The 24,165-nt window shown below is 39.0% G+C and carries 24 protein-coding genes and 2 pseudogenes; 7 read left to right on the top strand and 19 right to left on the bottom strand.

What is annotated here, in order from left to right; translation table 11 throughout:
• Positions 1-237: 237 nt before the first annotated feature.
• Positions 238-468 (bottom strand): hypothetical protein, encoded by a 231-nt coding sequence (locus V7108_RS24245; protein WP_335513382.1) that lies wholly within the window; start codon positions 466-468, stop codon positions 238-240.
• Between the two features lie 138 nt (positions 469-606).
• Here V7108_RS24245 and pdaB point away from each other — a divergent pair, with 138 nt between their 5' ends.
• Complete coding sequence (gene pdaB, locus V7108_RS24240) at positions 607-1,359, top strand: polysaccharide deacetylase family sporulation protein PdaB (RefSeq protein WP_335569646.1); 753 nt, start codon at positions 607-609, stop codon at positions 1,357-1,359.
• Positions 1,360-1,385: 26 nt separating this feature from the next.
• Here the strand turns inward: pdaB and V7108_RS24235 are convergent, their stop codons facing one another.
• Positions 1,386-2,072: a KinB-signaling pathway activation protein gene (locus V7108_RS24235; RefSeq protein WP_335569645.1), complete on the bottom strand. Its 687-nt coding sequence runs from the start codon at positions 2,070-2,072 to the stop codon at positions 1,386-1,388.
• A gap of 153 nt (positions 2,073-2,225) precedes the next feature.
• Here V7108_RS24235 and gerD point away from each other — a divergent pair, with 153 nt between their 5' ends.
• A complete protein-coding gene (gene gerD, locus V7108_RS24230) occupies positions 2,226-2,816 on the top strand; it encodes a spore germination lipoprotein GerD (RefSeq protein WP_335513376.1) in 591 nt (196 codons plus the stop codon).
• Positions 2,817-2,873: 57 nt separating this feature from the next.
• Here the strand turns inward: gerD and V7108_RS24225 are convergent, their stop codons facing one another.
• From V7108_RS24225 to V7108_RS24190, 8 genes are all read right to left on the bottom strand, one after another.
• A complete protein-coding gene (locus V7108_RS24225; RefSeq protein WP_335513374.1) occupies positions 2,874-3,929 on the bottom strand; it encodes an Mrp/NBP35 family ATP-binding protein in 1,056 nt (351 codons plus the stop codon).
• Between the two features lie 126 nt (positions 3,930-4,055).
• Positions 4,056-4,781: an N-acetylmuramoyl-L-alanine amidase CwlD gene (gene cwlD, locus V7108_RS24220; RefSeq protein WP_335569644.1), complete on the bottom strand. Its 726-nt coding sequence runs from the start codon at positions 4,779-4,781 to the stop codon at positions 4,056-4,058.
• Positions 4,782-4,920: 139 nt separating this feature from the next.
• Positions 4,921-5,364 (bottom strand): YbaK family protein, encoded by a 444-nt coding sequence (locus V7108_RS24215; RefSeq protein WP_335513371.1) that lies wholly within the window; start codon positions 5,362-5,364, stop codon positions 4,921-4,923.
• A gap of 97 nt (positions 5,365-5,461) precedes the next feature.
• Positions 5,462-6,886 (bottom strand): sensor histidine kinase, encoded by a 1,425-nt coding sequence (locus V7108_RS24210; RefSeq protein ID WP_335569647.1) that lies wholly within the window; start codon positions 6,884-6,886, stop codon positions 5,462-5,464.
• A complete protein-coding gene (locus V7108_RS24205) occupies positions 6,876-7,562 on the bottom strand; it encodes a response regulator transcription factor (protein ID WP_335513367.1) in 687 nt (228 codons plus the stop codon). The genes V7108_RS24210 and V7108_RS24205 overlap by 11 nt, the downstream gene beginning before the upstream one ends.
• A gap of 77 nt (positions 7,563-7,639) precedes the next feature.
• Positions 7,640-8,656, bottom strand: coding sequence for a hypothetical protein (locus V7108_RS24200; protein WP_335513365.1), 1,017 nt, complete (start codon positions 8,654-8,656; stop codon positions 7,640-7,642).
• Between the two features lie 145 nt (positions 8,657-8,801).
• A complete protein-coding gene (locus V7108_RS24195; protein ID WP_335569643.1) occupies positions 8,802-9,638 on the bottom strand; it encodes a DUF3298 and DUF4163 domain-containing protein in 837 nt (278 codons plus the stop codon).
• A gap of 203 nt (positions 9,639-9,841) precedes the next feature.
• A complete protein-coding gene (locus V7108_RS24190; protein ID WP_335513361.1) occupies positions 9,842-10,549 on the bottom strand; it encodes a hypothetical protein in 708 nt (235 codons plus the stop codon).
• A 646-nt stretch (positions 10,550-11,195) separates the two neighbouring features.
• On the opposite strand from V7108_RS24190, the gene V7108_RS24185 reads away from it, so the two are divergent.
• The gene (locus tag V7108_RS24185; protein ID WP_335569642.1) at positions 11,196-11,966 is read left to right on the top strand and encodes a hypothetical protein; all 771 of its coding nucleotides are present in this window, start codon (positions 11,196-11,198) and stop codon (positions 11,964-11,966) included.
• Between the two features lie 453 nt (positions 11,967-12,419).
• Positions 12,420-12,983, top strand: a complete 564-nt coding sequence (locus tag V7108_RS24180; RefSeq protein ID WP_335513387.1) for an ATP-dependent DNA ligase — start codon at positions 12,420-12,422, stop codon at positions 12,981-12,983.
• A 76-nt stretch (positions 12,984-13,059) separates the two neighbouring features.
• Here V7108_RS24180 and V7108_RS24175 read toward each other — a convergent pair whose 3' ends face one another.
• The 5 genes and pseudogenes from V7108_RS24175 to V7108_RS24155 all read right to left on the bottom strand — a co-directional run bounded on the left by V7108_RS24175 (position 13,060) and on the right by V7108_RS24155 (position 19,221).
• Complete coding sequence (locus V7108_RS24175) at positions 13,060-14,091, bottom strand: hypothetical protein (RefSeq protein ID WP_335513357.1); 1,032 nt, start codon at positions 14,089-14,091, stop codon at positions 13,060-13,062.
• A gap of 523 nt (positions 14,092-14,614) precedes the next feature.
• A complete protein-coding gene (locus tag V7108_RS24170; RefSeq protein ID WP_335513355.1) occupies positions 14,615-16,048 on the bottom strand; it encodes a hypothetical protein in 1,434 nt (477 codons plus the stop codon).
• Positions 16,049-16,329: 281 nt separating this feature from the next.
• Positions 16,330-16,557, bottom strand: a pseudogene (locus tag V7108_RS24165) (recombinase family protein); the annotation flags it as partial.
• A 153-nt stretch (positions 16,558-16,710) separates the two neighbouring features.
• Positions 16,711-18,048, bottom strand: coding sequence for a PASTA domain-containing protein (locus V7108_RS24160; RefSeq protein WP_335513354.1), 1,338 nt, complete (start codon positions 18,046-18,048; stop codon positions 16,711-16,713).
• A gap of 771 nt (positions 18,049-18,819) precedes the next feature.
• Positions 18,820-19,221 (bottom strand): hypothetical protein, encoded by a 402-nt coding sequence (locus V7108_RS24155; protein WP_335513353.1) that lies wholly within the window; start codon positions 19,219-19,221, stop codon positions 18,820-18,822.
• Between the two features lie 291 nt (positions 19,222-19,512).
• Between V7108_RS24155 and V7108_RS24150 the strand changes: the two genes are divergently transcribed.
• A complete protein-coding gene (locus tag V7108_RS24150; protein WP_335513352.1) occupies positions 19,513-19,899 on the top strand; it encodes a hypothetical protein in 387 nt (128 codons plus the stop codon).
• 420 nt (positions 19,900-20,319) lie between these two features.
• The gene (locus V7108_RS24145) at positions 20,320-20,709 is read left to right on the top strand and encodes a hypothetical protein (RefSeq protein ID WP_335513351.1); all 390 of its coding nucleotides are present in this window, start codon (positions 20,320-20,322) and stop codon (positions 20,707-20,709) included.
• A gap of 241 nt (positions 20,710-20,950) precedes the next feature.
• On the opposite strand, the gene V7108_RS24140 is transcribed toward V7108_RS24145, so the two are convergent.
• The gene (locus V7108_RS24140) at positions 20,951-21,196 is read right to left on the bottom strand and encodes a hypothetical protein (RefSeq protein WP_335513350.1); all 246 of its coding nucleotides are present in this window, start codon (positions 21,194-21,196) and stop codon (positions 20,951-20,953) included.
• Positions 21,197-22,068: 872 nt separating this feature from the next.
• Between V7108_RS24140 and V7108_RS24135 the strand changes: the two are divergent.
• Positions 22,069-22,209, top strand: a pseudogene (locus V7108_RS24135) (tyrosine-type recombinase/integrase); the annotation flags it as partial.
• A gap of 107 nt (positions 22,210-22,316) precedes the next feature.
• Here the strand turns inward: V7108_RS24135 and rpsI are convergent.
• The 3 genes from rpsI to truA form a co-directional block, all read right to left on the bottom strand.
• Complete coding sequence (gene rpsI, locus V7108_RS24130; protein ID WP_034676157.1) at positions 22,317-22,709, bottom strand: 30S ribosomal protein S9; 393 nt, start codon at positions 22,707-22,709, stop codon at positions 22,317-22,319.
• A gap of 20 nt (positions 22,710-22,729) precedes the next feature.
• Positions 22,730-23,167, bottom strand: coding sequence for a 50S ribosomal protein L13 (rplM, locus tag V7108_RS24125; protein ID WP_335513348.1), 438 nt, complete (start codon positions 23,165-23,167; stop codon positions 22,730-22,732).
• A 255-nt stretch (positions 23,168-23,422) separates the two neighbouring features.
• Positions 23,423-24,160 carry a tRNA pseudouridine(38-40) synthase TruA gene (truA, locus tag V7108_RS24120; protein WP_335569641.1) on the bottom strand — a complete coding sequence of 246 codons (738 nt, stop codon included), beginning with the start codon at positions 24,158-24,160 and terminating at the stop codon, positions 23,423-23,425.
• Positions 24,161-24,165: the final 5 nt, after the last annotated feature.

Here is a 24,165-nt window from a genome sequence, read left to right as displayed (position 1 = left end):
GTTTAGTTTTCAAAGAACAAAGCTATCTCACTGAACCCTGCGATGAATCTCATCCTAGAATTCGTCCGCCGCTCAAACGCGACTTTATTAATATAACATCACTGCGCTGTAGAAGTCAACAACTTTTTCGAAAAGTTTTTTTCACACGTCAGCAGCGACGCTTATTAATATACCAACCTCAAATAAAAAAGTCAACGGTATTTTTAAAAATATCTTTTCTTTTTTCATTAAACTTTTTTATCCTTTTTTTCTCCCTCTATTATCTTTTCTCATATATTTTAAACACTCTGCCGGTGAGGCTACTCTTTTAAATAGAGTGAACAATATCTTATATCGTTCCTCCATTGCCCGTTTTACTACATGGTCAATACGATCATCTCTTAAATCAAATAATATTTCATCCATTTCACGTTTAATAAGGTATTCCATTTCTTTTACTTCTTTATCATTTATGAGAAGCCCAAACATTGAATCACCCTTTATGAAAATATGTAGTTATTGTAGTCTTTTCCAAAAAGGTGAAATTTATAATTTTTTTCTTAATCATATTCACTAAATTGAACGCATAGTTATGAGACAAGGTTAGCAATGGACGAGGTGGTTAAAGTGAAATTCTTTTTTGTGTTGAATGGTAAATCAGTAAAGCAAATTTTGTTGGTTGTCGTTATTGCATTTTTTACTGCGCTGTTTCTCTTCATGGGGAACCTGTCGTTAACGCCAGTCTTTTCTACTAAAGATGGGCCTAAAGCAGTATACCGAGGAGAAAAGGACATTGCCCTTACCTTTAATATTGGCTGGGGAGATGAAAAGGCAGAACCAATTTTGGATGCACTAAAAAAAGAGAATGTAAAAGCAGCAACCTTCTTTTTAGCAGGCTCATGGGCTGAGAGACACCCTGATATTGTCAGCCGTATCGTTAAGGAAGGGTTCGAAGTTGGGATTCTTGGCTATACCTATGAGGATTATACTGAATTAGAGGAAGCTAACATCGGAAAAGACATTTCAAAAGCTAAAGATGCCTTTAATAAGCTAAGTATTAAGGATATTAAGCTCCTTCGTGCACCTACGGGTCATTTTGATGAGCGTACGTTAAAAATTTCAGAACGATATGGTTATACGGTTGTTCATTGGAGTATTGATTCCAAGGATTGGACGAATCCAGGAGTAAATCAAATTGTTGCAAACGTCAAGAAGGCGGATAAAGGGGATATTGTTCTTCTTCATGCGTCTGATTCCGCAAAGCAAACAGCAAAAGCTATACCAGGGATTATCCAAGAACTGCGCAATAAAGGATTGAAACTTGTATCCGTCTCAGAAATGATCGCGAATGGCTCTGTTGAATCAAAAGAAATAAAATGATATCAATTAAAAAACCGTCCTTGAAATTATAGGGACGGTTTTTTGCTTGACCTCTTTGAAGCATTTGACTTTTTTTTGCTTTGTCGATTATTCTCGATTCTTTGTCTTTCCTGCTGGGATTTCAAATTTAATTTATGAAGAATTAATAATTGATAAGCATTACAAGCTAATAAGGAAATCAACATGAGATATACCCAGCTCTGTTCGTTTACACGTAACACAGGGAACCACTCTATAACCGTTACAACAACCATGAAAAAGAGGGCTGGTACAAAAGCCTCACGATTTGTTTGCTTCGCCTTAAACCATGCTGTGACTAAACCCGGAATGAGCAAAAGGACTGCTAGACCGATATATGGCAGGAGACTGTCCCCTGAATTAGCAAACGTTACATATCGTAAATAAACTAGGTCAAATAGAACAAATAAAATTAAGACCACTTGTATTCCGTTCCAAAGTGAAACGGATTTAAAGATACCTAAGCCAAAGCGGTGGACAGTTAGATAGGCAAAATAGCCCATTTGACTAATAACACTATAAAGAACGCCCCAAAGAATAAACCAAAAAAGGGCGGATACTATATTAATAATTTTGAAATCAATAAAATAATGCACATATTCATTCCAATTGATAATAAAACCAGCAATTGCTGTTGTAATTGCGCCAATTAATAGCGTGGTCATAAACAGCCTAACCCAAATCCGACTCGTCACACCATTATCCCCCAATAATAAAAAATAAATTTCCAATCTGATTGTACCAATCCAAATATAAAAAATCCATCTTTTCAATTTCTTCACGCATAATCCAAGGCTCTTTTCTTCATCCTAAAAATTAAGGATTCCTATGTGAAAGGAGCTTTTAAAATGAAAGGAAAAAAACCAATTCTCCTCTTGCTTATCACCATATTTTTAGCTAGTTGTGCTTCGCCGGAAGCAAGTGGCGGAGAGCAAATAGATTATGAAGCCACAAAGAAAATGGTGGTTGATATCCTAAAAACGGATGACGGAAAGAAAGCAATTCAGGAAGTAATGTCTGATGAAAAGATGAAGGAAACGTTGGTTATGGACCAGAAGGTAGTAGCTGATACGATTCAACAAACCCTTACCTCTGAGAATGCTACAGAGTTTTGGAAAAAAACCTTCAGTGATAAGGAATTCGCTAAGGGCGTTGCCAAAAGCATGAGATCTGAAAATGAAATCCTTCTGAAGGATTTGATGAATGATCCTGAGTATCGAGGTATGATGATTGAAGTGTTTAAAGAGCCTGAAATTCAAAAAGAAATGGCAGACGCTCTAAAAAGTAAAGAATACAGAGAACATCTTCAAAAGGTAATTTCAGAAACCATCGAAAGCCCACTATACCAAATAAAAATTCAGGAATTACTTTTAAAGGCAGCAGAAGAAACAAAGGCTAAAGAAGAAGGCAAAGGCGGGGAAAAAGAAGGCGGGTCTTAAGTAGTTAACCATATAGAATAAAGCCTCTTCCTACATTCGGAAGAGGCTTTCCCTTGATTATTTTTTCAATACACTGGTAATTTTTTCGGCAATTTCTATATATATTTTTCCTAACTTGTGATCTTCCTGATAGATGGATGGAGCAAAGTCATCATCATTCCAATCAGGCTGATTGAGCGGCAGACGGCCAAGAACTTCTGTATTTAAATCTTCGGCTAATTTGTCACCGCCGCCTTTACCAAATACATATTCCTTTTCTCCCGTTACCTTACTTTCAAAATAAGCCATATTTTCAATAACCCCAATAATTTCATGGTCTGTACGTAATGCCATCGCACCAGCACGTGCCGCTACAAAAGCAGCCGTTGGATGTGGAGTGGTGACAATTACTTCTTTACAGGAAGGAAGCATGGTATGAACATCTAGGGCAACGTCCCCTGTTCCAGGTGGTAAATCTAATAGTAAATAATCGATTTCTCCCCATTCTACTTCATTAAAGAAACTATTTAGCATTTTCCCTAACATTGGACCGCGCCAAATGATTGGAGAATTGTCCTCGACAAAGAATCCCATCGAAATGACTTTAACACCAAAACGCTCAACAGGAAGGATTTTTTCTCCCCTAACTACTGGCCTTTTCGTAATTCCCATCATATCCGGAACACTAAATCCATAAATATCTGCATCGATTAAACCAACTTTTTTACCTAGACGTGCCAGGGCTACTGCAAGGTTAACAGACACCGTTGATTTACCAACTCCGCCTTTTCCGCTAGCAATGGCAATGAACGTGGTTTCCTTAGACGTAAGTAATCCTTTTTCCTCTGTTTCACTTGAAGCCTGACGGTGTTCAGCAAGCACTGCTTCAGGAAGCTCACTAAATCGAATTCCAACCGTTTCCGCACCTGCCTCTTTAAGAAGAGTAACCACTTGTGTTTGCAATTGTAATTGTTCAGATGTACCTGTTTTCGCGATCTGTAATTTCACGCTGACATGTTTTTTCTCTTCTTTGATTTTTATTTCTTCAATAGCATTTAATTCTGCTAATGTTTTATGTAAAAAAGGTTCTTTTAAATTGCCTAAAACTTCTCGGATTTTCACTTCTGTTAACATGTAAACAAACACCTCACCTAATGAATTCGTTTCCAGTTTTAAGTATACCATAATCAAGAGTGTAAACAGTTAAATGAATCACTTCTTAAAAAAATACAAAAAAATAGAAGGTGCCCTACACCTTCCTTAATCCTCCACCTTCAATTCCTTTTCATTCGTAAAGTAGCGAACAACTCCTTGATAAATTGAAATCGCTATTTTCTCCTGATAGGCATCCTTTTTTAGCTGAGCTCTTTCCTTTGGATTTGAAAGGAAGCCAACCTCCACCAAAACACCTGGCTTTTTTGCATTTTTTAAAATATATACCGAACTAATCGGCTTTGCTTTTCGTGTTGTGTTTTCTAAGTTGACAATCAGCTCATCCTGAATAAATTTTGCTGCCTTTGTATTTTCTTTGAAATGAGGCGCATAAAAGGTTTGTGCTCCACTCCATCTGGCTGACGGAATGGCATTTAAATGGATGCTGACAAATAAGTCATTATCAGAGTCGTTTATCATCTTTAACCGCTTTTTTAAGTCTTCCACTTTCCTTCTGCTATATCCTCTTGTATCCTCATCCGCTAAATCTGTATCGGTTTCCCTGGTCATAATTACTAAAGCTCCCTGTTGCTGCAAATAATCTCTGACTTTTAAGGTTATATCCAAGGCAATGTCTTTCTCCAAAGCTTTGGAATCCCCTGCACCCCCATCTGGACCTCCATGACCCGGATCAAGCAAAATGATTTTGCCTGACAGGGGTAAACTCCATGAATCACCCAGGGTGTCTTCTTTAACAAAATCATATTGTAAAATCAGAAATAAAAGAAGCAAACCAACAGAAAATCCAATGACCTTTAACTTTTTCTTCGCCACAAAATCATTCCTTCCCGCTCGTCCCTATTCACTAAACTATATGGGACAAAGGGACGGATTAGAACAGGAAGAAGGAACAGAGCAAACGCCAAGGAAAGGGTATTTCCCTCACCTTGGCGTTTGAATCAAGCATATTTAGTCAGTGTAATCGTAATTTCCTGCGTCTTTGACCATTTTCATAGCCTTCTTTCCACCAAACATCTATATAGCCCTCACAGGAGTAATAAAGCGATTCACTCATGACTCCTTCTTCGCCATTTCCCCAATAAAGGAGAAAATTGTAAAGGGTATCAATCAGATGTTTTTCTTCTCGGTAACAACGTTTTCTCACTTCATCTATACCTTCACCGTAATAACCAAATTTGCTAAATTTGGCTCCTAATAAATAAGCTTCTAACGCTACATCGTAGCAGGCTTCTTCTATCCCAGAATTCATAACAAAGCTTTGTGCAATTCTTGATGAGCCAAAGTATTGCTGTACTCGTTCTTTTAAGGTTTTAACAGATAAGTCCTTCAATACGGACCGCTCGTATTTTAATTGTTTATCACGGCGCTTCTCTTTAAAGGTTGTAATTACAGTCACTTGCTTTTCACCTCTTAGGACTATTCTTCATCCCTTGCTCCTAAGAAATGCAAACTCTCATGCGTTTTCGTTTGCCAATTTTTATCGTATTTTTAAATTAATGCGTCTCTCCTTCAAAAAGTATTGAAAAGGTGCTGCCGCTGGTGCTGCTTTCCTTTAGCAACAAATCCCCATCAAGAGCCTTCGCGAGCATTTTACTGAATGGCAAACCTAAACCAAGCCCTCTCACCTTTAGTTTTTTCTTTTCCCCGCGGAAAAAACGCTCAAAAATGTACGGCTGCTCTCTTTCGGGTATTCCAGCCCCCGTATCCTTGACATCGATTGAATTATCCGTCAGAACAATGGTAATTAACCCCCCGCCATCAAGGGATTGTGAGGCGTTGTTTATAAGGTTAATCATGATTTGTTGTAATCGTAAGGGATCAATCGTACGATACACCACACCATCAGGCAATTTGACGTGATAGTCAATCGGTCTTGCCTGTGTGACCGCCCATTCACGAACAATGTTCTGAACCAGCTCATTCATATTGCAGGGTTCGGGTCTGATTGAAAAAGCCCCTGCGGCTAAAGAATTAAAATCTAATAAATCTGAAATCATTGTTTGCAGACGGTTCACTTCTTTTAGCGTTATGTCGAGAAATTCATCCCGCTCATTCCCAGATACGACCCCATCACGAACTGCCTGAACAAGACCGCTAATAGACGTGACAGGTGTTTTTAAATCATGGGTAACACCCGCTAATAATTCAGCTCGAAGCGTTTCTAGCTGTAATAATCGATTCGTCATTTCTGTAAAGGAGCTGACAAGTTCATATATCTCCTGTTCATTCGATTCAGTATTTAAGTTTAAATCATAATTACCTTCTTTAATCTGAGTGGCAGCTCGAGCCACTTCTAGAATAGGTTTGAGGATTTTTTTAGATAGCAAGTAAATCACAACCCACCCCAATAGACCTAAACCAACTAAGAGGACAATCAATAATCGATATTCTTGATTTACGTCAGATAATTCATCCTTACTTTGCATTAATACAACCCAGCCGATTTGGTTTCCGTTTTCCATAATGGGAGATTTAACAGCATACATGATACCAATACCATCTATATCCAGCTTTTGGACGGTATCATCTTTTTCAAAAACTCCGCTTGGAATATCTATTTTGCTTTGACTTTTTGGACCCATGCGCCCTGGTCCCATATGACGCGGTCTTGAAAAAATCGCTTCTCCATTCAAATCTGTAATAAAAAGTTCCGGCTCTTTTTCTAATTGAAGGACTCTCGCTCTTTCCTCCAGCATTCGATTGAAAAATGGATCAACTTCCATCATTCCGTGTGACTGAATCACACGATTTGCGGTTTCAACTGCTAAATATTCGATTAATTTCAGTCGATTTTCTAGGGTTGTTTTTTGGATCCACCACAAAGAACCGGCCCCCAATAGGATTAAACCAATAACAAGTGTAACAAGATATCTTGTTGTCCAAAATTTAAGTAAGGTTGTTCTCTTTTTATTTTTCATAAACACAGAATTGATACCCCAATCCGCGATGGGTACGGATTTCGCCTTGTGAGGAAGGCCAGTCACTCAACGCTTGCCGTATTCGTTTTATCGCCAAATCTACCGCACGATCACTGCCTTCATAATCCATCCCCCATACACTCTCTATTAGGTCATCCCTGGTAAACGTTCGATTGGGTCTTTCGGTTAAAAAAATGAGCAAGCTGAGATCTTTAGGTGTTAAGATGACCTCTTCTCCATTTATGGTGACAACATGGGAATTCAGATTTATTTTTAAACTGCCAAATTGCTTACTATTTTCTGTATCCAGAACATTGGCCGAACGCCGTAGGACAGCATGGACACGAGCAATCACTTCCTCGCCTACAAACGGCTTTGGGATATAATCATCCGCTCCCTGATTTAAGCCCTTTAAACGGTAATCAATATCGCCTAGAGCCGTCAGCATAATCACTGGACAAGCGCTCATTTTTCGAATATCCTCTAGTACACCCCAGCCGTCCTTCCCTGGCAGCATAACATCGAGTAATACCAGATTGGGAGCATGCTCATTAAATAACTGCAATGCATGTTCACCATCGTAGGCTTGTACCACTTTGTAACCTGCATGCTGTAAATAAACAGTCAGTACCCTAGAGATTGTCTGTTCATCCTCCACAACTAAAATGGTTTTCAATTGCAAAACCCCCTATCTATTTAACTATACTAGAAAAATCCTCGATGCCCTATACCGAGGATTTTTAGAAAAAATGTTTAAAGTCCCATCTTACCTACGTTACTCATTTCACCATTACCTTGGTGCATACCACCGCCATGTCCGCCGCCTTTATGTCCATAGCCGCCCATGCCGCAATCGCCTTTACCCATTCCAAACATTCCATATGCATTATCGCCTAGAAGCTCCTCTAACTTAGCAGAGTCCTTTTCTTTAATTTCCCCCATCAGTTCTTGTGTTGTTTTATCCGTGGTTGAAATTCCTAATTCTTTAGCTAATTTTACTACTTTCTTCTCGTTAACCTCTTCGGCAATTTGTTGAATGGTTTTACCATCTACCGTTATACTATATTCCTTTGCGTCTGCTTTTACCTTTGCCTTATATACCTCTTGGGCAATTTCATTGATTTCTTTTCCTTCAATACTTATTCCAAGCTCAGCAGCCTCTTTCTTCACTGAAGCAGTATAGACTTCCTGAGAAAGTGTAGTTAGATCCTTGCCATCGGTTGAAACTCCTAACTCCTTCGCTTTCTTATTTAGTTCTGCTTGTCTGATATCCTGCATTAAGGTTTGGGCATCTTTATCATCTGCAGCTACCCCTAACTCTTTAGCTTCCTTCTTAAGTTCCGCTAAACGGATTTCCTGGCGAAGTGTCGCGGATTCCTTTCCATCCGTCGTGATATCCAAAGATTTAGCCTCTTTTTGTAGTTTTGCTAATTGAACTTCTCCTGCAAGAGTAGTCAAGTCTTTATCCGTTATTGAGATTCCTAGGTCCTTTGCTTCCTGTTTAATGAGTGATTCTTGCATTTCCTGCATTAATGTTTCCGCGTCCTTGCCGTTTGTTTCAATTCCTAAATCTTTGGCTTTGTCTAGTAATGCATCTGAATCTACATTCCCTCTATGCCCAAATCCAAACATCCCCTTAAACCCCATCATCACATTTTGAACCTTTGATCCTGTGCTAGTGGTACCTTCATCATTTGCAAATGCCGTTGTTGCATATCCCCCTAGAAGTAATACACCCGCAACGGTTAACCCTAAAACTGACTTTTTCATATATCCTTACCTCCTGGTTATCTATCAGGCTCTAGTACTTGCCGAACCTTGTACCATTACTTTAACGTCCATAGATGTCAGGCAAATGTCAAAGTAAATTTTTATAAAAAAATAATCCCAACCACAATTGGCAGAGATTCTAGTGTTATTGGAATACTTTATTCGGCACTTCAACTTCAGGCATACCAGCAGCATATGGTGCAATTTCAGCTTCTAAAAACTTTATGACGATTCCAGTTTCTGTGAAATAAAACGAGCGAGAATTATCGATTTTAACATCAACCAGAGAATCTTGAAACACTTCGGGTCTTTCCGTTAGCTCTGCTATCACATACTGTCTGATTTTATCTAGATTGACAGAAGTTTTTGCAACATCCTCTAAAAGTATTTGCCTGCCTGTTGATACATCAAAATTATAGGAAGAGACAATGGTCGCCCCATGGGCCCCGCCTGCATAGATATGGTCAAAAATTAATAAGCTCAACACATTATTTTCTTGATACTTTACCTCATGCTGAGTGGTGTATTCATAACTATAAATATAATCCTCTTCCTCAGGTACGGGAATGCCAAACTGTTCTTCATAAAACTTGCGTGCCGCCTTCTCCTCCTCTTCAAGATGAAGATAATTTTGGTACGAAGCAGCAATATGCTTCTCCAGAGCCCCATTTATTTTTTCCTCAGCCGATTTACAAGACAAGGGCATGTTACTTACTTGGGGGTAATCTAGAGTATTTTGGTACTTTACATTTATAATTTCAATTGACAGAGATTGATTTTCGCACCTACTATCAAACTCACTTGGAACAATTGGAGCATCTACATTGGGAGTTGGTTGAGGTGTCTCATTTACAATGGGTGTCACACCGGACCCACTGTTATTTTCTGAGTGATCCATAAAAACAAACGTAATGATATATAAAACCAACGTACAAAATAAAAGACCAAAAATGATTAAAAGGCTCAAAATCTTTTTATTCATCTACATGCCCCCTTTTTTCCATACATGACAACAATACTATTTATATGCAAGTGTTCCACCTTTTTCCAATAGCAATAATTAAATTATTTAACACAGCCGCTTAATATATAAAAAAAGACCATCAACCAAAATTGGTTGATAGCCTGTGGAATTTCTTAAGAGATGTTTTGAAATTAGGAGCATGACTAGAGTCTGTAAGAACCTTATTTACGGAATATGGAGAAAATCCACTCCCATTTATCTTTAGGTCTTTGAACGGCTTGTTCTAAGCGTTTATTAAAGTCATTTTGTGAAAGCCATTCTTTTTTCATTTCTTCACGAAGATTTTGTAATTCACTTTGTAAATATTCGCTCTTTTGTTTTTCCTTTTCCAACAATGTTTCATAATGAATTTTTTCCTGTTCAGATAATTTTTCAATCCTAGCTTGCGTTTTTTGAGCTGAATTTGAAATGTTAGAACTTAAGTGATGATGATCCTGCTTTAGCCCGGCAACTGTAGTTTTAAGCTCTGTTATATCGTTTATTACTTGGACATTCATTTCACGTGTAGCAGCTAGCTCATTGGCTAAATAGGTTAATATTTCTTTTAAGTGATTGGGGTCTTGCGGTAAATTGTCATACGTATCGGCTACCGCTATCTCTGTTTCATTAAATCCTGCTAATCTTACTTTTTGCTGTTGCGCAAGGTCTTTCGCTGTATCGTCTAGAGGCTTGTCCGTATCGCGTAACGCTATAAGTGCTTCAATATCAGATTGAACAAAAATACGCCGATCTCCCTCTTTTAAAAACTCATACCCATTTCGTTCTAAAATTTGGCCATATTTCCGAACAGTAGGTGTTGCAATCCCAGCCTCCTCTGCCACTTCCTTGGAAGAGAATGAGCGTTCAAACGGTTGAATATCATTTCGCATATCTGTCCACCTTCTTTTTAAATGGCTGTGTTAAATAAGGCTGTTGATTTGCGCTCCAGTAACCAGCGAAAGTAGATTAAGCGGAGACTATCCGGTTAAATGCAGAATGGAGCCTGTTTCGGGGTAAATATGGGGAGGTTTACCGGTTATGCAAAGTAAAATCCTCCATTTTCACGTATTTCCAGTAAATAGGCGGAATCTCTCCGTCTATTTAAGCTATTTTTATTAGTAATTACTAATTAAGCGAAATTTTTCCGTCTATTTAGGTTCTTAAAATTAATAATATCAACAATTACCTTTAACATAGCCTTTTAAATAAATATGAAGGGTTATTGATGAATTTTCAAGAGCCATATCACCTAGCGATATAAATAAAAAAAACAATTATCCCCTTTCCCTGCCAAATAGTGTCGTGAAGCTTGGCCGTATCGGGTGGTGATATGTTTCTTTATGTCCGATTCACAAGGCATATCGCCCAGCGATACGATAGAAACAAGACTGATGCTCATTCCAAAGTTTTTTTAGTCATTAATTTTGGATACTTGTCCATTCCATTTTCCACTTACCATCATAATTTAATATAAGTATGTGAAAGATTTTCTGGATCCACAGACTTAAATTGTGAACAAAAAAGGGAGTGGAAGGAATGGAAGATAGTACATTAAATAATGATACTGAAATTCATGATTTAAACGAGAACGGGGGTGATCATAATCAAGATTTTTCAGATCTTGAAGCCCTTACGACTCGTATTAATGAGTTAGCGGCTAACATATTAATACGAGAAAATCATTTAAAAGACGAATTGGCAACTAAAAAAGAAAATATAGCTTCAATTACTACAAGCCTTGAAAATAGCAATAAAGAAATTGCAGAATTAAGAGCCTCTAATGAAGAAAATCAAACATTGATTGGGGCGTTAAGAAGTCTAGTAGCAGAGCAAGAAATGCAGCTAAAAGAGCTAAAAGAAATAATTGGCACCAAAGAACAAGTAATTACGTCATTTGCTGTAAGTCTAGAAAACAGCAAAAAGGAAATTGCAGAACTTCATAAAAAAGTAGACGAAATGAAAGCAATCAATGAAAGTAAAGAAACCTTGATTGGAGAGTACAAAGAAAAACTAGATTCGCTAAGCGGATTGGTATCACTTTTAACCTACCAACAAAGTAAACCACAATCAACAGAAAATCCGGCGCAAGAAGTAGAGCCGAAAGTTAAAGAAGAAAGTTCAGCGCTGGAAGCAGTTCAAAGTGAAAAAGAAAAGAATTTGGTGTTGAAGGCAGACCGGAAAGCTCAAATGAAGACGCTTAAAAAATTGCTAAAAAAGAACCCAAATGCGGAAGAAAAGGTTTTAGCGGAACAACTAGGGGTAGACAGTTCAGTTATAACTGAGCTTCGAAAAAAATTTGATATTTGAATGATTGATTAAAGGGGCTTCTAAAGCCCTTTTAATATTTTTTAAACATAAAACGAGGGGGTGATGGATGAATTTGTAAATGTTATATCGCGTGACGCTATACACTCATAATTTTGATCTAATATATTTTTTCGGTGAATAATCAGCAAAAACTGCTTATTATTTCCCCGAAAATACAAATTTCGACTAGATTTCTGTTTCTTCTACTAAAAAGATGTCTTCTAAAATGAAGGTCTCCTTACACCTATGACGTCACTCTTTTGTATTTCTAAACATCATAGCAACCCAGTTTCCATTATTCCCCAACTCTTTCTACTCATGATATTGAACGTATGCACTATTTCTATGTATTTTTCTTTTGAACCTGGACATACCTAAAGGAACCGTTCTCGATGGCGAGGTAGTAGTCACAGATTCAACCGGAAAACCAGATTTTGAAGCTGTTATGAGTAGATTTTCAATTTCAATTCAAACAAGGTAAAATATATGGCAAAGCATGAACCAGTATCGTTTGTTGTATTTGACGTGTTGTACCACAAAGGTGAGAAGGTAACCCATCTACCTCTTCATGAACGAAAAGGAATCCTCGATGTTATCATACCAGTTAACACTCCAAACCTCTCAAAGATAATGAGCATAGCCAGCAATGGTATCACCCTCTATGAGCTCATAAAAGAACAGAACCTTGAAGGAATTGTTCTGAAGAGAAAAGACAGCACATACGAAATTGGGAAACGGTCATACTCCTTGCTAAAAGTGATTAACTACCAATATTCAAATGTGATAATTAAAGGGTACCGAAAAGAAGAATTTGGCTGGCTCTTATCATATGAGGACGGTAGGTATGCAGGAATTATGGAGCTTGGTGTTCCAAAAGAAAGAAGAATGAAAATTTGCCAGATGCTTAAGAAAGACGAGAATGACAAGTTTGTTTTTATTGAACCCTTTACATGTAATGTAAAATACCGAAATATAACGAAAACTGGTCTCCTTAGACTCCCTTCCTACGTTCGGTAAATGCTTAAAAGCCCTCATCCTAAAATGAGGGGTTTTACTTAAAAATAGGAAACTCTATGAATCAATGACGACTCCGTCACGACCATACCATGTTTATGCCAAGTTGTGACTCGACATTGTGAATGTGCGACATAACCGCGCGCGTTCCGCAGTTACTACCTCCCCACAACAGTCCTACAGCAGTGGGCTCATTCATTTTAAGAACCACAGATCCCGAGTCCCCTTTACAAGCGAATACGCCTTTTGGATTGCTCTCGCTTCTTATCCCTGCGATACAGGACTGTTCAATAAGCCACATACTCGATGATGGCCCAGCAGTCCATTGGCACGTCATAAAACTCTCAATGATCCTACCCTCTGTCAAACGGGTCCTGAAACCTCGTTTACGAACTTGTGCTTTTAACGGATTAAGCGGATCCTCAAGGGGCAGTGGTGGCAATGACGTTGCCGTGATACGATCAATCAAAATGTCTGGAGCGTTCTGACCAATGATTGCCGGAGACAAGACACTCCCATGCTCGAGTGAGAGCCCTAGCTTGAAAACCCCTGCATCCGTGAGGCCCACCAAAATCGGTGAGAACGGAAGAGGTTGAGTTTTCGGGAAGTCTATCCGTTCAACACTGCCCATAAGGTCATCTTGAGGGAATCCTCCCGAATGTACCAATGGTGGATGGTCTGGATGCCATATCTCTTCATTTACCATCCTAACCACATGTGCGTTGCTCAACCCGAGGAGTTCTCGTGTTTCAGAGTCCTGGACCACTGCACCGAGAGTCCCTGCTCCCCTACTATTAGGATTAATGATTCTGATTCCGCCCACTATTGTATTCTGTCGGCTGATGTCCTCTGATACTTCGAATAAACAACATTCTTCATCGTAAGGTTTGAAGTTAGTCTCGATGATACAGACGCCGACGCCTCCAACTACCTCAGGTATACCGGAGGGAACCATGGATATATCTGAAACGTGAACTCGAATGGCCAGTTCGTCAAACAACTCGTCGTTTTCTTCTTGTAGGCCGATTCCTATTCCAACAACTCCTGGCAAAGCCAGTATGGGCCATTTGGCAAGTTCCACGGCCGCAATTAACTCTGGAGATATCTCCATCGCACTTCTCCTATCTCAACTGGTTAGGTAACAGGTCAGATTTTGTTCAATCAAGGGCTTTATGGGCAATTCTTTTAAATAAATAATGACCTCCCTGTAACATGGGAGTTTCAGTATACAGTTCTTTTAATCCTACCAGTCATAGTAATATCAATTATCCTCAAACAGTATCTTTAGCAGGTTGCTGGAATTCTATTCTTTTCATTTCTTGCTAACCCTCTGGGGTATGACCCTTACCAGTATACGATATCCACCTATGTGACCGTTGAAGACACCTCCCCCAGGAGCTGCAAGGAAAAGCATAAATCCGGTATGTTGCACGAAAAAAGGTGGATGTATGAGGAAACTAAGAAAATCAAGTCTTCTGTCTTATCATTCTGCCGGATTTGCCGAACTCCTCCCATATTTAACCAACATAGGCGGTCTCTTAGGTCCTAGGTGCATGATTATAATAAATAATCTTATTTTGAACTCCATTATGATACTTTGAAGCTTCTCGTTTTAAATCAATTAATGATACTCCTTATTGGCAATTTGGTGAGGTAGGATCGTTACATATGAATTGGAGATTAACCTCCGACCCAATCGGCACAAGGGTACCAGCAGATGGGAATTGTGCATAGCTTTCAAAAGGACCGGAAACACATAAAGAATAGGGATCTTCCGGTTCAAAAGTTAACTTCACTTGGCCACTTGGCAGGATTAGAAATTCGGCAACCTCCCGAGAAACCTGAATAGGAGTAGGATTGCCACCTTCATCTGGCCATACAGTCCCCGCGAAACATTCGTCAATTGTTCCTTCAGAAAGGCATCTGAGAGCCCACTCAAAGTCACAGGCAGTGTAGCCAACCATGTTTGGTACACGAATGGTTGGAAGGGCAGGCGGAGTAGCTCTTTTCAAAGGTATTTGCGATGGTTCGTTTAGCGAAGGTGAAAGCGTACTAGGATCAAAATAGCTCGGTGGCTTCATTTCACCCCGAGAAAGTTTGGTCCCGTGAACAATGACGGCATTAATCAATTTAGTATAGTCTGAAATGGCTTTTAAAAGAACATCTTCTGACGGAAGATTCTCAAAGAACACGGGATTTTTACGTGCGAATTCGAGATCATTCCTTTTTTGTATGTAGTACAGCTTTTTATCCTGTGCATCGCGCAAAGCAAAAACAAAATTTTCCTGTTCTTCATTCGTGGGAACTGGAAGCGGTAGCGTGTCGTAAGTTGCGACCTCCGTTTCGTATGCATATGCGCTGTCTAGTGCTATTTGTGGAAATTCCTTGTATCGTTTAATCAGTTCGCTAATTTCAACGATTGGAAAAGTTTCCGGGCCTCTTCCAGCCCTCTGAAACATGGTCGCACTATATTCAGACCTGGTACTTTCACTTTCATTGGCTTTTCGGTACTTAGCCTCGAATTCCCCACTAGCGACTACCCCATTCATTTCACCCTGGAGAGTTACTCCCAAATCGGTCTGCTTACTTGTTGAAATAGAAGTAATTCTGATGACAGCGTAGTATTCTCCTCCCGTTTGGATCCCTCGTACGAAACAGTCGCCAAAAGCAGTCTTAAACTCGTCGAAACGGAGTGAGTCAAGTAAATTCTTAGCAGGTTGTTTTACGCTAAAATTTTCTCCTCGCCTAAATGGATTTTTGACAACACATTTCGCAACTACGAACGTTGACGTCGAGTTGTAATTCGTGGTTGATGAAAAAGTTGCTTTTGCAGAGGCTGAAAAAAACCCGTATCTACCTTGTGCCTCAAATGACATTCCTAAATGTTCCATAAGTTGATCATGCGAGTTTATAATGGTAACTGTTGATGAAACCTGCTGGCCAGGAGCAACTGGGTCTTCTGTAACTGTAAAACCCTCCAAAGCCGTCCCAATTGCCAATCCTGACTCGCTGTTAAAGCCCATACCTATCCTTTCGTCATTATACTCAATGCGGCGTACCTGCTGCATTTTACATCCCTCCAGAAATTTTTACGTCAAGAACTCCCTAACGGAAACACGTGGTAGTTTGCGGAACCGGATGTCAAATCTCAAAAATAATAATCTATCACATTTATGAAACTTCCCATAAAATGCTACCGGTTGTTTAGGTCTAAGAACCCGACTTTTCTTATTATGTACATCACTAGAAGTTGAAACCAACTGAAAACCTGTTTAAATTCGGTAACAATACAAATTAAATATCTTCAAACAAAAAATCGACCATAATGGTCGACTAATACTAAACTGCTCTAGCCCTTTATTGACTCCGCTACTCTAATGAGCGTGCTTTTACTAATACCTGTTATTTCTTCTACTCGCATGTATGAATTTTTTTCAAGGAGCTTCAATGCATGCTCTATCTGTGCCTTTTTAAACTTCTTCGGTCACCCCTTTCTAAAATCCTCACGCTGCATTGCCAATGCTTTCCCTTCTTGAGTCCGTTCTACAATCTTATTCCTTTCCATTTCACCTACCGCTTCCATAAATACAGCCTTATAGCTGCTGCATATCCGTTTTCGGAAACTATTTAGCAAATAGGTACCCACCTGTTTTATGACGATCATATTCTCACAGCTTGAATGACTGCAAGCTATCTTACCTGCGCGCAGAAAGCAACTTTTTGTTCCTCGTTAATGGCATGAAGGATGCGTACACTGCCCGTAATCTGTATCAGGTGCTTCCCAATAACAGTGTACAACTGAGCCCTTTTGTACCTCCTCATTGGCTTCAGGTTCCGTTTTAATGATACCAGAAGCGACTGTAATACCATTCTTAAATATCATATGCTCTACCGGCTTTAGTTCAGCATCTCTTATTATCCGGTAAGCTACAGGTGGGGTCACACCGATGACATCAGGGACTTCCGCCGTTTCCTCCATTACTCCCGGGATTGGTTTTGGGAGTGGTGATGGTACAATTGCTTTAGGATATACTTCTCCTTTAGCCGCTGCGTAGGGTCCCGGCATTTTGGCATCCTGAGGATGGTCAGTTGCCTCGCTGGCGCAGTCTGAAATAGTTTCTAAGTCATACTGGGTATTGTTGTATGCTTCTTGTACCTCTTCTGTTGAAACAGAATTCGTCCAATCGAACCTCCCTGGGTGGCTAACAATCCAATCGAGTAGGTTTAGCTGATCTAGTAGTTCAGCTCGCTTACGTACGCAGTGCTTTAAGACATCTTGCGCGTGTTCAATATCCAATGAGTTCGGCGGAAGTGGTCCCTCAGCGATTGTAATTGGACTTAGCGTCCATTGGATGACCCGTGCATTTTCATTAGGTTTCTCTTTCATTTCCTTCAGCCAGAAGTTTGCAAGCGTAAGGAGTTCCTCAGGATCCGTAGGGTCCTGCACTTGGATGATTGGACCTCCTTCTGCGTGAATGTAGTACGATGTGGATACATTGTAAGTGTTGAGTACTTCCTTCCATTTTCCTTTAACCTCTGCACTGAATAAGCCGTATGTTCCTTTTAGTTTCAATTCAATATCGCTTGCAGTATTCTCGCTGTTTGTTTGTACATGTAACACTCCAATGAACAACCCTCCGCGCTTGCATGCCCGAACGAACATGTCTCCGTAGCGTTGTACAAAAATATCTGGTCGGTCCATCCACCTTCCAGCAGTCTCCGTTAAAACCGGCTCATCTATGCTCAGGCTTTCATAGGTGATATTTGCTTTTATCGTCATAAATAAAGAAGATGACTGAATTTTAGATTCTTTCATGAAATTTACACGAGCTTCTACCCCTGCTCCGAAGGAGGCACATCCATATGATAGATCAACGTCGATTCCAAGTTGTTGCTGTAGTTCGCTGTTGTTTTTTATACGTGAAACCTGGAATGTCTGTATGTCACCTTGGGCTTGAGGAACCCCAGAGACTTCACCTTCGACCACCTTACTCATAGCACTACCGGAAAGGCGGTGTACACCCATTCCAAAGTCATATGTTTCTCTGTCTGGGACTCTAATTTCCATTTTTTTATCTCTCCTTACAATAATATGACCTTTGTCCGTAGAGTAAATCATTCTAACCGGCAAATTCACATTAGTCTACTGGACAGAGGGTTGTTTCAGATAGGTGAAAGTAAGAGGTCTTCCCCCGACTACATATTTCGCAAATTTGACCAAAGTCATTAATTCCTGTTTCGCTTGCGATATGGTAAGAGTAACTTCTTAGTCCAACTCCTGATTCATCTATAGGATTAATATTTTTGTACTAAGATTGTCAAAGTTGATGAATGAATTGATAGCTAATTTTTTCATGTAAAGCTCCTTTTCTAGCACGCCTTTATTATTCCCCTAAACTCATGCCTGAAATACTGAAAAAGAATTTTTGCCTATTTATCATACAATTTCTTTGAATTGCAATTGGTAGAAGCGTATCAGCAGCTGGGTCTTGTGCAGCGATAAATTTATTCTCTTAACAATTACATAAGTCAATCCCTCTTAGCCACGAATTCCATCGGCAATACAGTCCCTTTGGGATACACGTTAATGGAGGCTACCTAAAGGCTTTTGCTCTCTTATTTAAAGCCTAGCAGTGTAGCCTCCATGTTTTGCACATTAATTATACGTTTTTGGCTATTAAAAAATTTTCTATATTTTTGTTTTCAACATCAAAGTGCCGATGAACAACTAAAATAAACCTTATACGATTCTTCTTGAGCCGCTAATAATTTAGTTTCTTTATTAAAGCTTATTCCTTTAAAATCTGAGAGCTCTTTATTGGCCGCAAGTACCATGTCTTTACATGACAGACGAATCGGGTCTAATCCTATCGCCATCTTCCAAGTTAAGTAGACCGCTTAGTTCCTCCGCAATCATTTTTGCACCTTCTTGTAAAATCGGGGCTGAAAGGGCTGCAAGGATTGGTCCAACTTTAGGGATAGCAGCTATAACGACAGTGAGAGCTCCGGCTCCAGCACGAGTTGACGCTTCCAAAGCTCCCTTAAACTTATTTGGATCCTCAGTCTCGTGTTCTTTTAATAATACAGTAAGGAATAAAGCCCACGGTTTGCCCCGATAAAGTTCAATTTCATCAGTTATACTTTCTTTTTCATGAATGCTGTAAATTTCAGTCTGGATTGCTGATGGTTGTGCTTCCGCCTTTCGGTTAGCTACAACTGTGAATAGAAAAGGATTTTGCAAGTAAGCGTACGGGTTTTAGAGAAGGCTACTGAATAAGTTCAAAAAGACACAAATAGTATACACATTAACACCCCTGTATTAGTTCCATCGATTCTACCCCTTGACCTCCCAATTCAATGCCATCACTATATTAACCTTCCTTTCCTAGTCATCTGGTCGCCAAATGGAGGGGTGGATTCAGTCATTTTACTTTAACCTAGAATAAATAATGATTTTCGGAAAAAAATAATCCTGGACAAACTTACTGTTGCCTAAGTAGGAAAAAATACTTTCGTCGTTAAGGAGGAAATCATGACAACAACTATATCAACAAATTTAACTCTTTCCCCCGGAAGCTTAGAGGGCGTGTTGGTAAATTTTTATGATAATGAATCGTTTGCGTTTGAAGTTGAACGAATTGGGCTTGAGGCTGTAAATATGGCATTGGCAGAAACCGAAACAATTACCTCATTCCTTCGAGACTACCCAGAGCAAGTGGCTACAATGGTTAATCACGTTCTGACTGGACAGACTGAAACCGCCAGAGAAGTAGCATCAAATATTGGAATTACAGCGGAAGCTTTTCAAGAGGGTGGTGTAAACCTTCTTTGGTGGTTTATGATCCTCCTTGCAATACTTATGATTATGATTGCCGTTATTTACTGTAGTCACCATCCCGAGGCATGCGAGGATCGTTGACCCTGAAATTATGTTCAGTTAATAAACGAATTAATAGCGCCCACCTTAGCTTTGTTCCTGGCGACTATTTACAACAGCGGAACAAGAGTCACCATGGTCGGCGAACTTTTTCACATATCCTACGGCCATTGAAATGATTGAGCTTCTAACTTACACGATATAATTTTCACTAATATTATCCTCTTGTGTAAATCCATTTTGTATAAGAGGGGTATTTTTTATCGTAAAAAAGGGGTATTACCCCATATTGAAAATAACTTATGGAAGATAAAGCACACATAACGAATAGCGACTCATAGATCGATAGCGGCTACTCTTGTTAAATAAGATTATTGTTATCCGACTCATAGCTCATTAGTTAATTAAATGTGGGGACATATTTACAATCAATTCTGGCATCTAATAAAGGAGATTATAAAAATGGCAAAACAAGGACTTCTTCTTGAAAATATGTCTATTGGGATAAATTCCGGAGTTAATACTATTAAATTCCAATGTGCTTTCTATGATAACGATGTGAAACAAGCATGGTACAATTTCAAATGCTTTGATACCAATGCCATTACAACTTCGATACCTTTCCAGGAACTGCAAAGCACTATCATACATGGTCCAGCATCAGTGAACGATATTCCAATCAGAGAAGATGACGCCTTATTGGTTACCGTATCAGAAGCTCCATCCACGTGGGCGATTGAGAAATATCCGGTAAGACTTCTACTTGCAGGTAATCACATTGCAGAATGGGAAATCACCTTTGAAGAGGCAATGTTTCCATTCAGTCTAAATGGGACCTGGACTAAAATGTAATGTTGGAATCGTTTCAAAGTACCCATCCGGTTTAAATGGATATAATAGTTAAACAGAAAACAGGTATAATCCTTTTTGATAAAGAGGATTATACCTGTGTCGCAGTATAGGGACTTTTTTAGTGCCCACATATAATTTGTTCATTATTTTCACGAATTGGATTTCACCAATGAAATAGTTTAACATTTGTGTAAGTTATGTTTTACAAACAACACCAGTCATGCCTCAACTTTTCATTCCCCTATTTAGGGTTACTTTCATCGGCAATAATAATTGGATCAGGAACATCATCACATTTCTTCCCATAAGAAACATTATAAGAATCTCCCGGTTCCTTTTTTGGATTTGTTCCCCAATTTTTCACAAGACAAGCAATATCACTATTTAGATAGCTCATATCCTCCATATACACTAATTTACCTTTATCATAGACCCTGCAACAATCAGTTGGCCAATCAATAATTGAGTCTTCATTTTGTTTTTTCATTTGATTCCCTCCTTTAATTTAATTGTTTTTCTAAATCCCTTAGGCTAAACATTTATATTACAACCAATATTGTTAAATTTTAATGAAGACAGAGGTCAATAATAATCTAAACGGTAGCGCCATTCGCATCTTAAGTTCTACAAACCCCGACAATCATACCTGCGGCAATCTTTACTATATCAAAAATATCCATAAAATAACTATTTTGGTTTAACATTCAAAACTTTATTTTTCTGTAAATGCCCTAACGGAACCTACAAAAAATAGGAATGCCCAGCAATATTGCTAGGCATCTGTAAATCTAAAATAATTATTCCCATTCACAAGCGCAGGCATTACATTAAAAATGATTGCTATAAAAGTTAATAAATACAATAAGGTAATAATAGTCAACTGAAATCATTACTTATTTTTTCGAGGTTTCAGTGATAATTGCATCTGATTGGAACATGCATAATTCTTAACATTTTTCAATCTTTGTAGCATTCTCTTCATACCACAAATATAACCGCCGATTATGCCACTTTTCCGCAGCCGCTCTTCTTCGTACTGATTGAAATGTGACTTCAAACATCTCACCGATTACTCTTAACGAAATTTTACTATATGACCAGCTCCTATTAAAGAATTCCCTACAACACACCAATTGTTATCATGGCATATGATTTTATCAACAATAATTATGGCTAAAAAAAAGAGAGATACAATCATTATGACTGTACTTCTCTCATCTATTCAAACAGTTTTTTAACAAAATTATACATCCGCTGCAGCAGGGCCGCAAAATCCGAAAGTTATTTTACCTGAATGCTCATTCTTTTGTTCTATCTTATCAGTCGCCTTATAACCGCTGCGATCAAGAATATCCTTTAGAAGCTGGAGCAAGTATAAAAGAAGTACAGGAACGGCTGGGCCATGAGGATATCAAAACAACAATGAACATCTATACACACGTCACAGACACGCTAAGAGAACAAACAGCAACTAAGTTCCAAAGGTACCTAGAGCTATGATTAGTGGTCAAAAAATATTTTGGTGGTCAAAATGTGGTCACAAGCGCCTTTTAGATATAAAAAAGACCCTTTCCACATAAGTGAAAAGAGCCTTGAGATGTTGATAATTAACGTTTTGAGAACTGAGGTGCACGACGAGCGCCTTTAAGTCCGTATTTCTTACGTTCTTTCATACGTGGGTCACGAGTTAATAGACCTGCACGCTTTAATGTTGGACGATATTCAGGATCAACTGTAAGTAATGCGCGAGCAATACCATGACGGATTGCGCCCGCTTGACCTGTATATCCACCGCCGCTTACGTTTACAAGAACATCGTAGCTACCTGTTGTTTCAGTAGCAACTAATGGTTGGTTTACAACCATACGTAAAGCTGCAAATGGGATATATTCTTCGATGTCACGTCCGTTAATTGTAATTTTACCTGTACCTGGAACTAAGCGCACACGTGCGACAGAGCTCTTACGACGACCAGTACCAATATATTGAACTTGTGCCAAGTTAATTCCCTCCCTCTTTATTAACCGCGAAGTTCGTAAACTTCAGGTTGTTGTGCTTGGTGCGGATGTTCTGCGCCAGCATATACGTGTAATTTTTTGTATGTTTGACGGCCAAGAGAATTCTTTGGAAGCATACCTTTAACAGCAAGCTCGATCATTTTCTCAGCATAGTTTGTACGCATTTCAAGAGCAGTTCTAGTTTTTAAACCACCTGGATGCATTGTGTGACGGTAGTAGATTTTGTCAGTTAATTTTTTACCAGTTAATTCAACTTTAGAAGCGTTGATGATGATAACATGATCACCAGTGTCAACATGTGGTGTAAAAGTTGGTTTATTTTTACCGCGTAAGATTGCTGCTACTTCAGAAGCAAGACGTCCAAGAGTTTTGCCTTCAGCATCAATCACGTACCATTTACGCTCGATATTGTTGGCGTTAGCCATAAACGTTGTACGCATGAATTTCCCTCCTAATTTAAATCCATAAAGATTATTTTTCGCACCATCATAAGCTGTTATCGTTTATTCTGTTCCGGGAAAAAACGATAAGGCCACTGTGCGCTCAATTTTCAGTATCATATATTTTCAATCACGATGAAGACTTTCCGGGGCTTAATCGTGGGATTAAAAACACAACCATATTATATAATAAATTCTTTAGAGCTGAATGTCAAGAAAATGTTACACTAGGATGAGTTGTTTACTAAATTTATTTTAATAATATACCTTCCAAAGATATAATCCTTGTCCAGGTGCGGTTTTCCCAGCATAGCGGCGATCTTTTTTTTCAAGAATCTCTGCAATTTCTGATGGTTCTCGTTTTCCAGAACCAACCTCTAGCAACGTACCGACTAATATTCGAACCATATTATATAAAAAGCCATTTCCTACAAAACGAAAACAAAAACGCTCTTCCTCTTGCAAAATTTCAATCGTCTCAATGGTTCTTACCTTATCCTCTACTTCGGTTCTAGCTGAACAAAAACTGGAAAAATCATGGGTGCCTAGTAAGTATTGGCAAGCTTCTTTCATAGCCCCCACATTTAAGGGATAGGGATAATGATAAGCATAATTCCGCTTAAAAGGATCCCTTTTCGGAGATTGATTAAGGAAATAGCGATATTCTTTCCCGCTGGCATCAAAACGGGCATGAAAGGACGGATCTACTTTTTTCACAGATAGTATAGAAATATCTTCAGGAAGCATAGAGTTTAAGGCCAGCTCCCACTTTTCCTCAACAAGCGGCAGCGGTGAATCAAAATGAATCACCTGACCTTTTGCATGGACACCCGCATCGGTTCTACCAGAAGCTGAAATTTTAATAGAACTTCCCTTATGCATTTTTGCTAGTACCGCTTCAATTTGACTTTGAATGGTTCGTTTATTCGGTTGAACCTGATAGCCGGAAAACCCGGAACCATCGTAAGAAAGGATGCATTTATAGCGATTCATTTTTA

This window comes from Neobacillus vireti, from assembly GCF_036962345.1.
GTDB lineage: Bacteria > Bacillota > Bacilli > Bacillales > Cytobacillaceae > Neobacillus > Neobacillus vireti_A.
This window is presented reverse-complemented; position numbering and strand designations above follow the sequence as displayed.

Excerpts from the sequence above, each read along its gene's own strand:
- V7108_RS24210 (WP_335569647.1), bottom strand. The coding sequence starts at position 6,886 with ATGAAAAATAAAAAGAGAACAACCTTACTTAAATTTTGGACAACAAGA.
- V7108_RS24140 (WP_335513350.1), bottom strand. The coding sequence starts at position 21,196 with ATGAAAAAACAAAATGAAGACTCAATTATTGATTGGCCAACTGATTGT.
- rplM (WP_335513348.1), bottom strand. The coding sequence starts at position 23,167 with ATGCGTACAACGTTTATGGCTAACGCCAACAATATCGAGCGTAAATGG.
- truA (WP_335569641.1), bottom strand. The coding sequence starts at position 24,160 with ATGAATCGCTATAAATGCATCCTTTCTTACGATGGTTCCGGGTTTTCC.
- V7108_RS24170 (WP_335513355.1), bottom strand. The coding sequence starts at position 16,048 with ATGCAGCAGGTACGCCGCATTGAGTATAATGACGAAAGGATAGGTATG.
- V7108_RS24150 (WP_335513352.1), top strand. The coding sequence starts at position 19,513 with ATGACAACAACTATATCAACAAATTTAACTCTTTCCCCCGGAAGCTTA.
- V7108_RS24245 (WP_335513382.1), bottom strand. The coding sequence starts at position 468 with ATGTTTGGGCTTCTCATAAATGATAAAGAAGTAAAAGAAATGGAATAC.
- V7108_RS24145 (WP_335513351.1), top strand. The coding sequence starts at position 20,320 with ATGGCAAAACAAGGACTTCTTCTTGAAAATATGTCTATTGGGATAAAT.
- V7108_RS24185 (WP_335569642.1), top strand. The coding sequence starts at position 11,196 with ATGGAAGATAGTACATTAAATAATGATACTGAAATTCATGATTTAAAC.
- V7108_RS24195 (WP_335569643.1), bottom strand. The coding sequence starts at position 9,638 with ATGAATAAAAAGATTTTGAGCCTTTTAATCATTTTTGGTCTTTTATTT.
- gerD (WP_335513376.1), top strand. The coding sequence starts at position 2,226 with ATGAAAGGAAAAAAACCAATTCTCCTCTTGCTTATCACCATATTTTTA.
- V7108_RS24160 (WP_335513354.1), bottom strand. The coding sequence starts at position 18,048 with ATGGAAATTAGAGTCCCAGACAGAGAAACATATGACTTTGGAATGGGT.
- V7108_RS24200 (WP_335513365.1), bottom strand. The coding sequence starts at position 8,656 with ATGAAAAAGTCAGTTTTAGGGTTAACCGTTGCGGGTGTATTACTTCTA.
- V7108_RS24225 (WP_335513374.1), bottom strand. The coding sequence starts at position 3,929 with ATGTTAACAGAAGTGAAAATCCGAGAAGTTTTAGGCAATTTAAAAGAA.
- V7108_RS24190 (WP_335513361.1), bottom strand. The coding sequence starts at position 10,549 with ATGCGAAATGATATTCAACCGTTTGAACGCTCATTCTCTTCCAAGGAA.
- V7108_RS24175 (WP_335513357.1), bottom strand. The coding sequence starts at position 14,091 with ATGGAGATATCTCCAGAGTTAATTGCGGCCGTGGAACTTGCCAAATGG.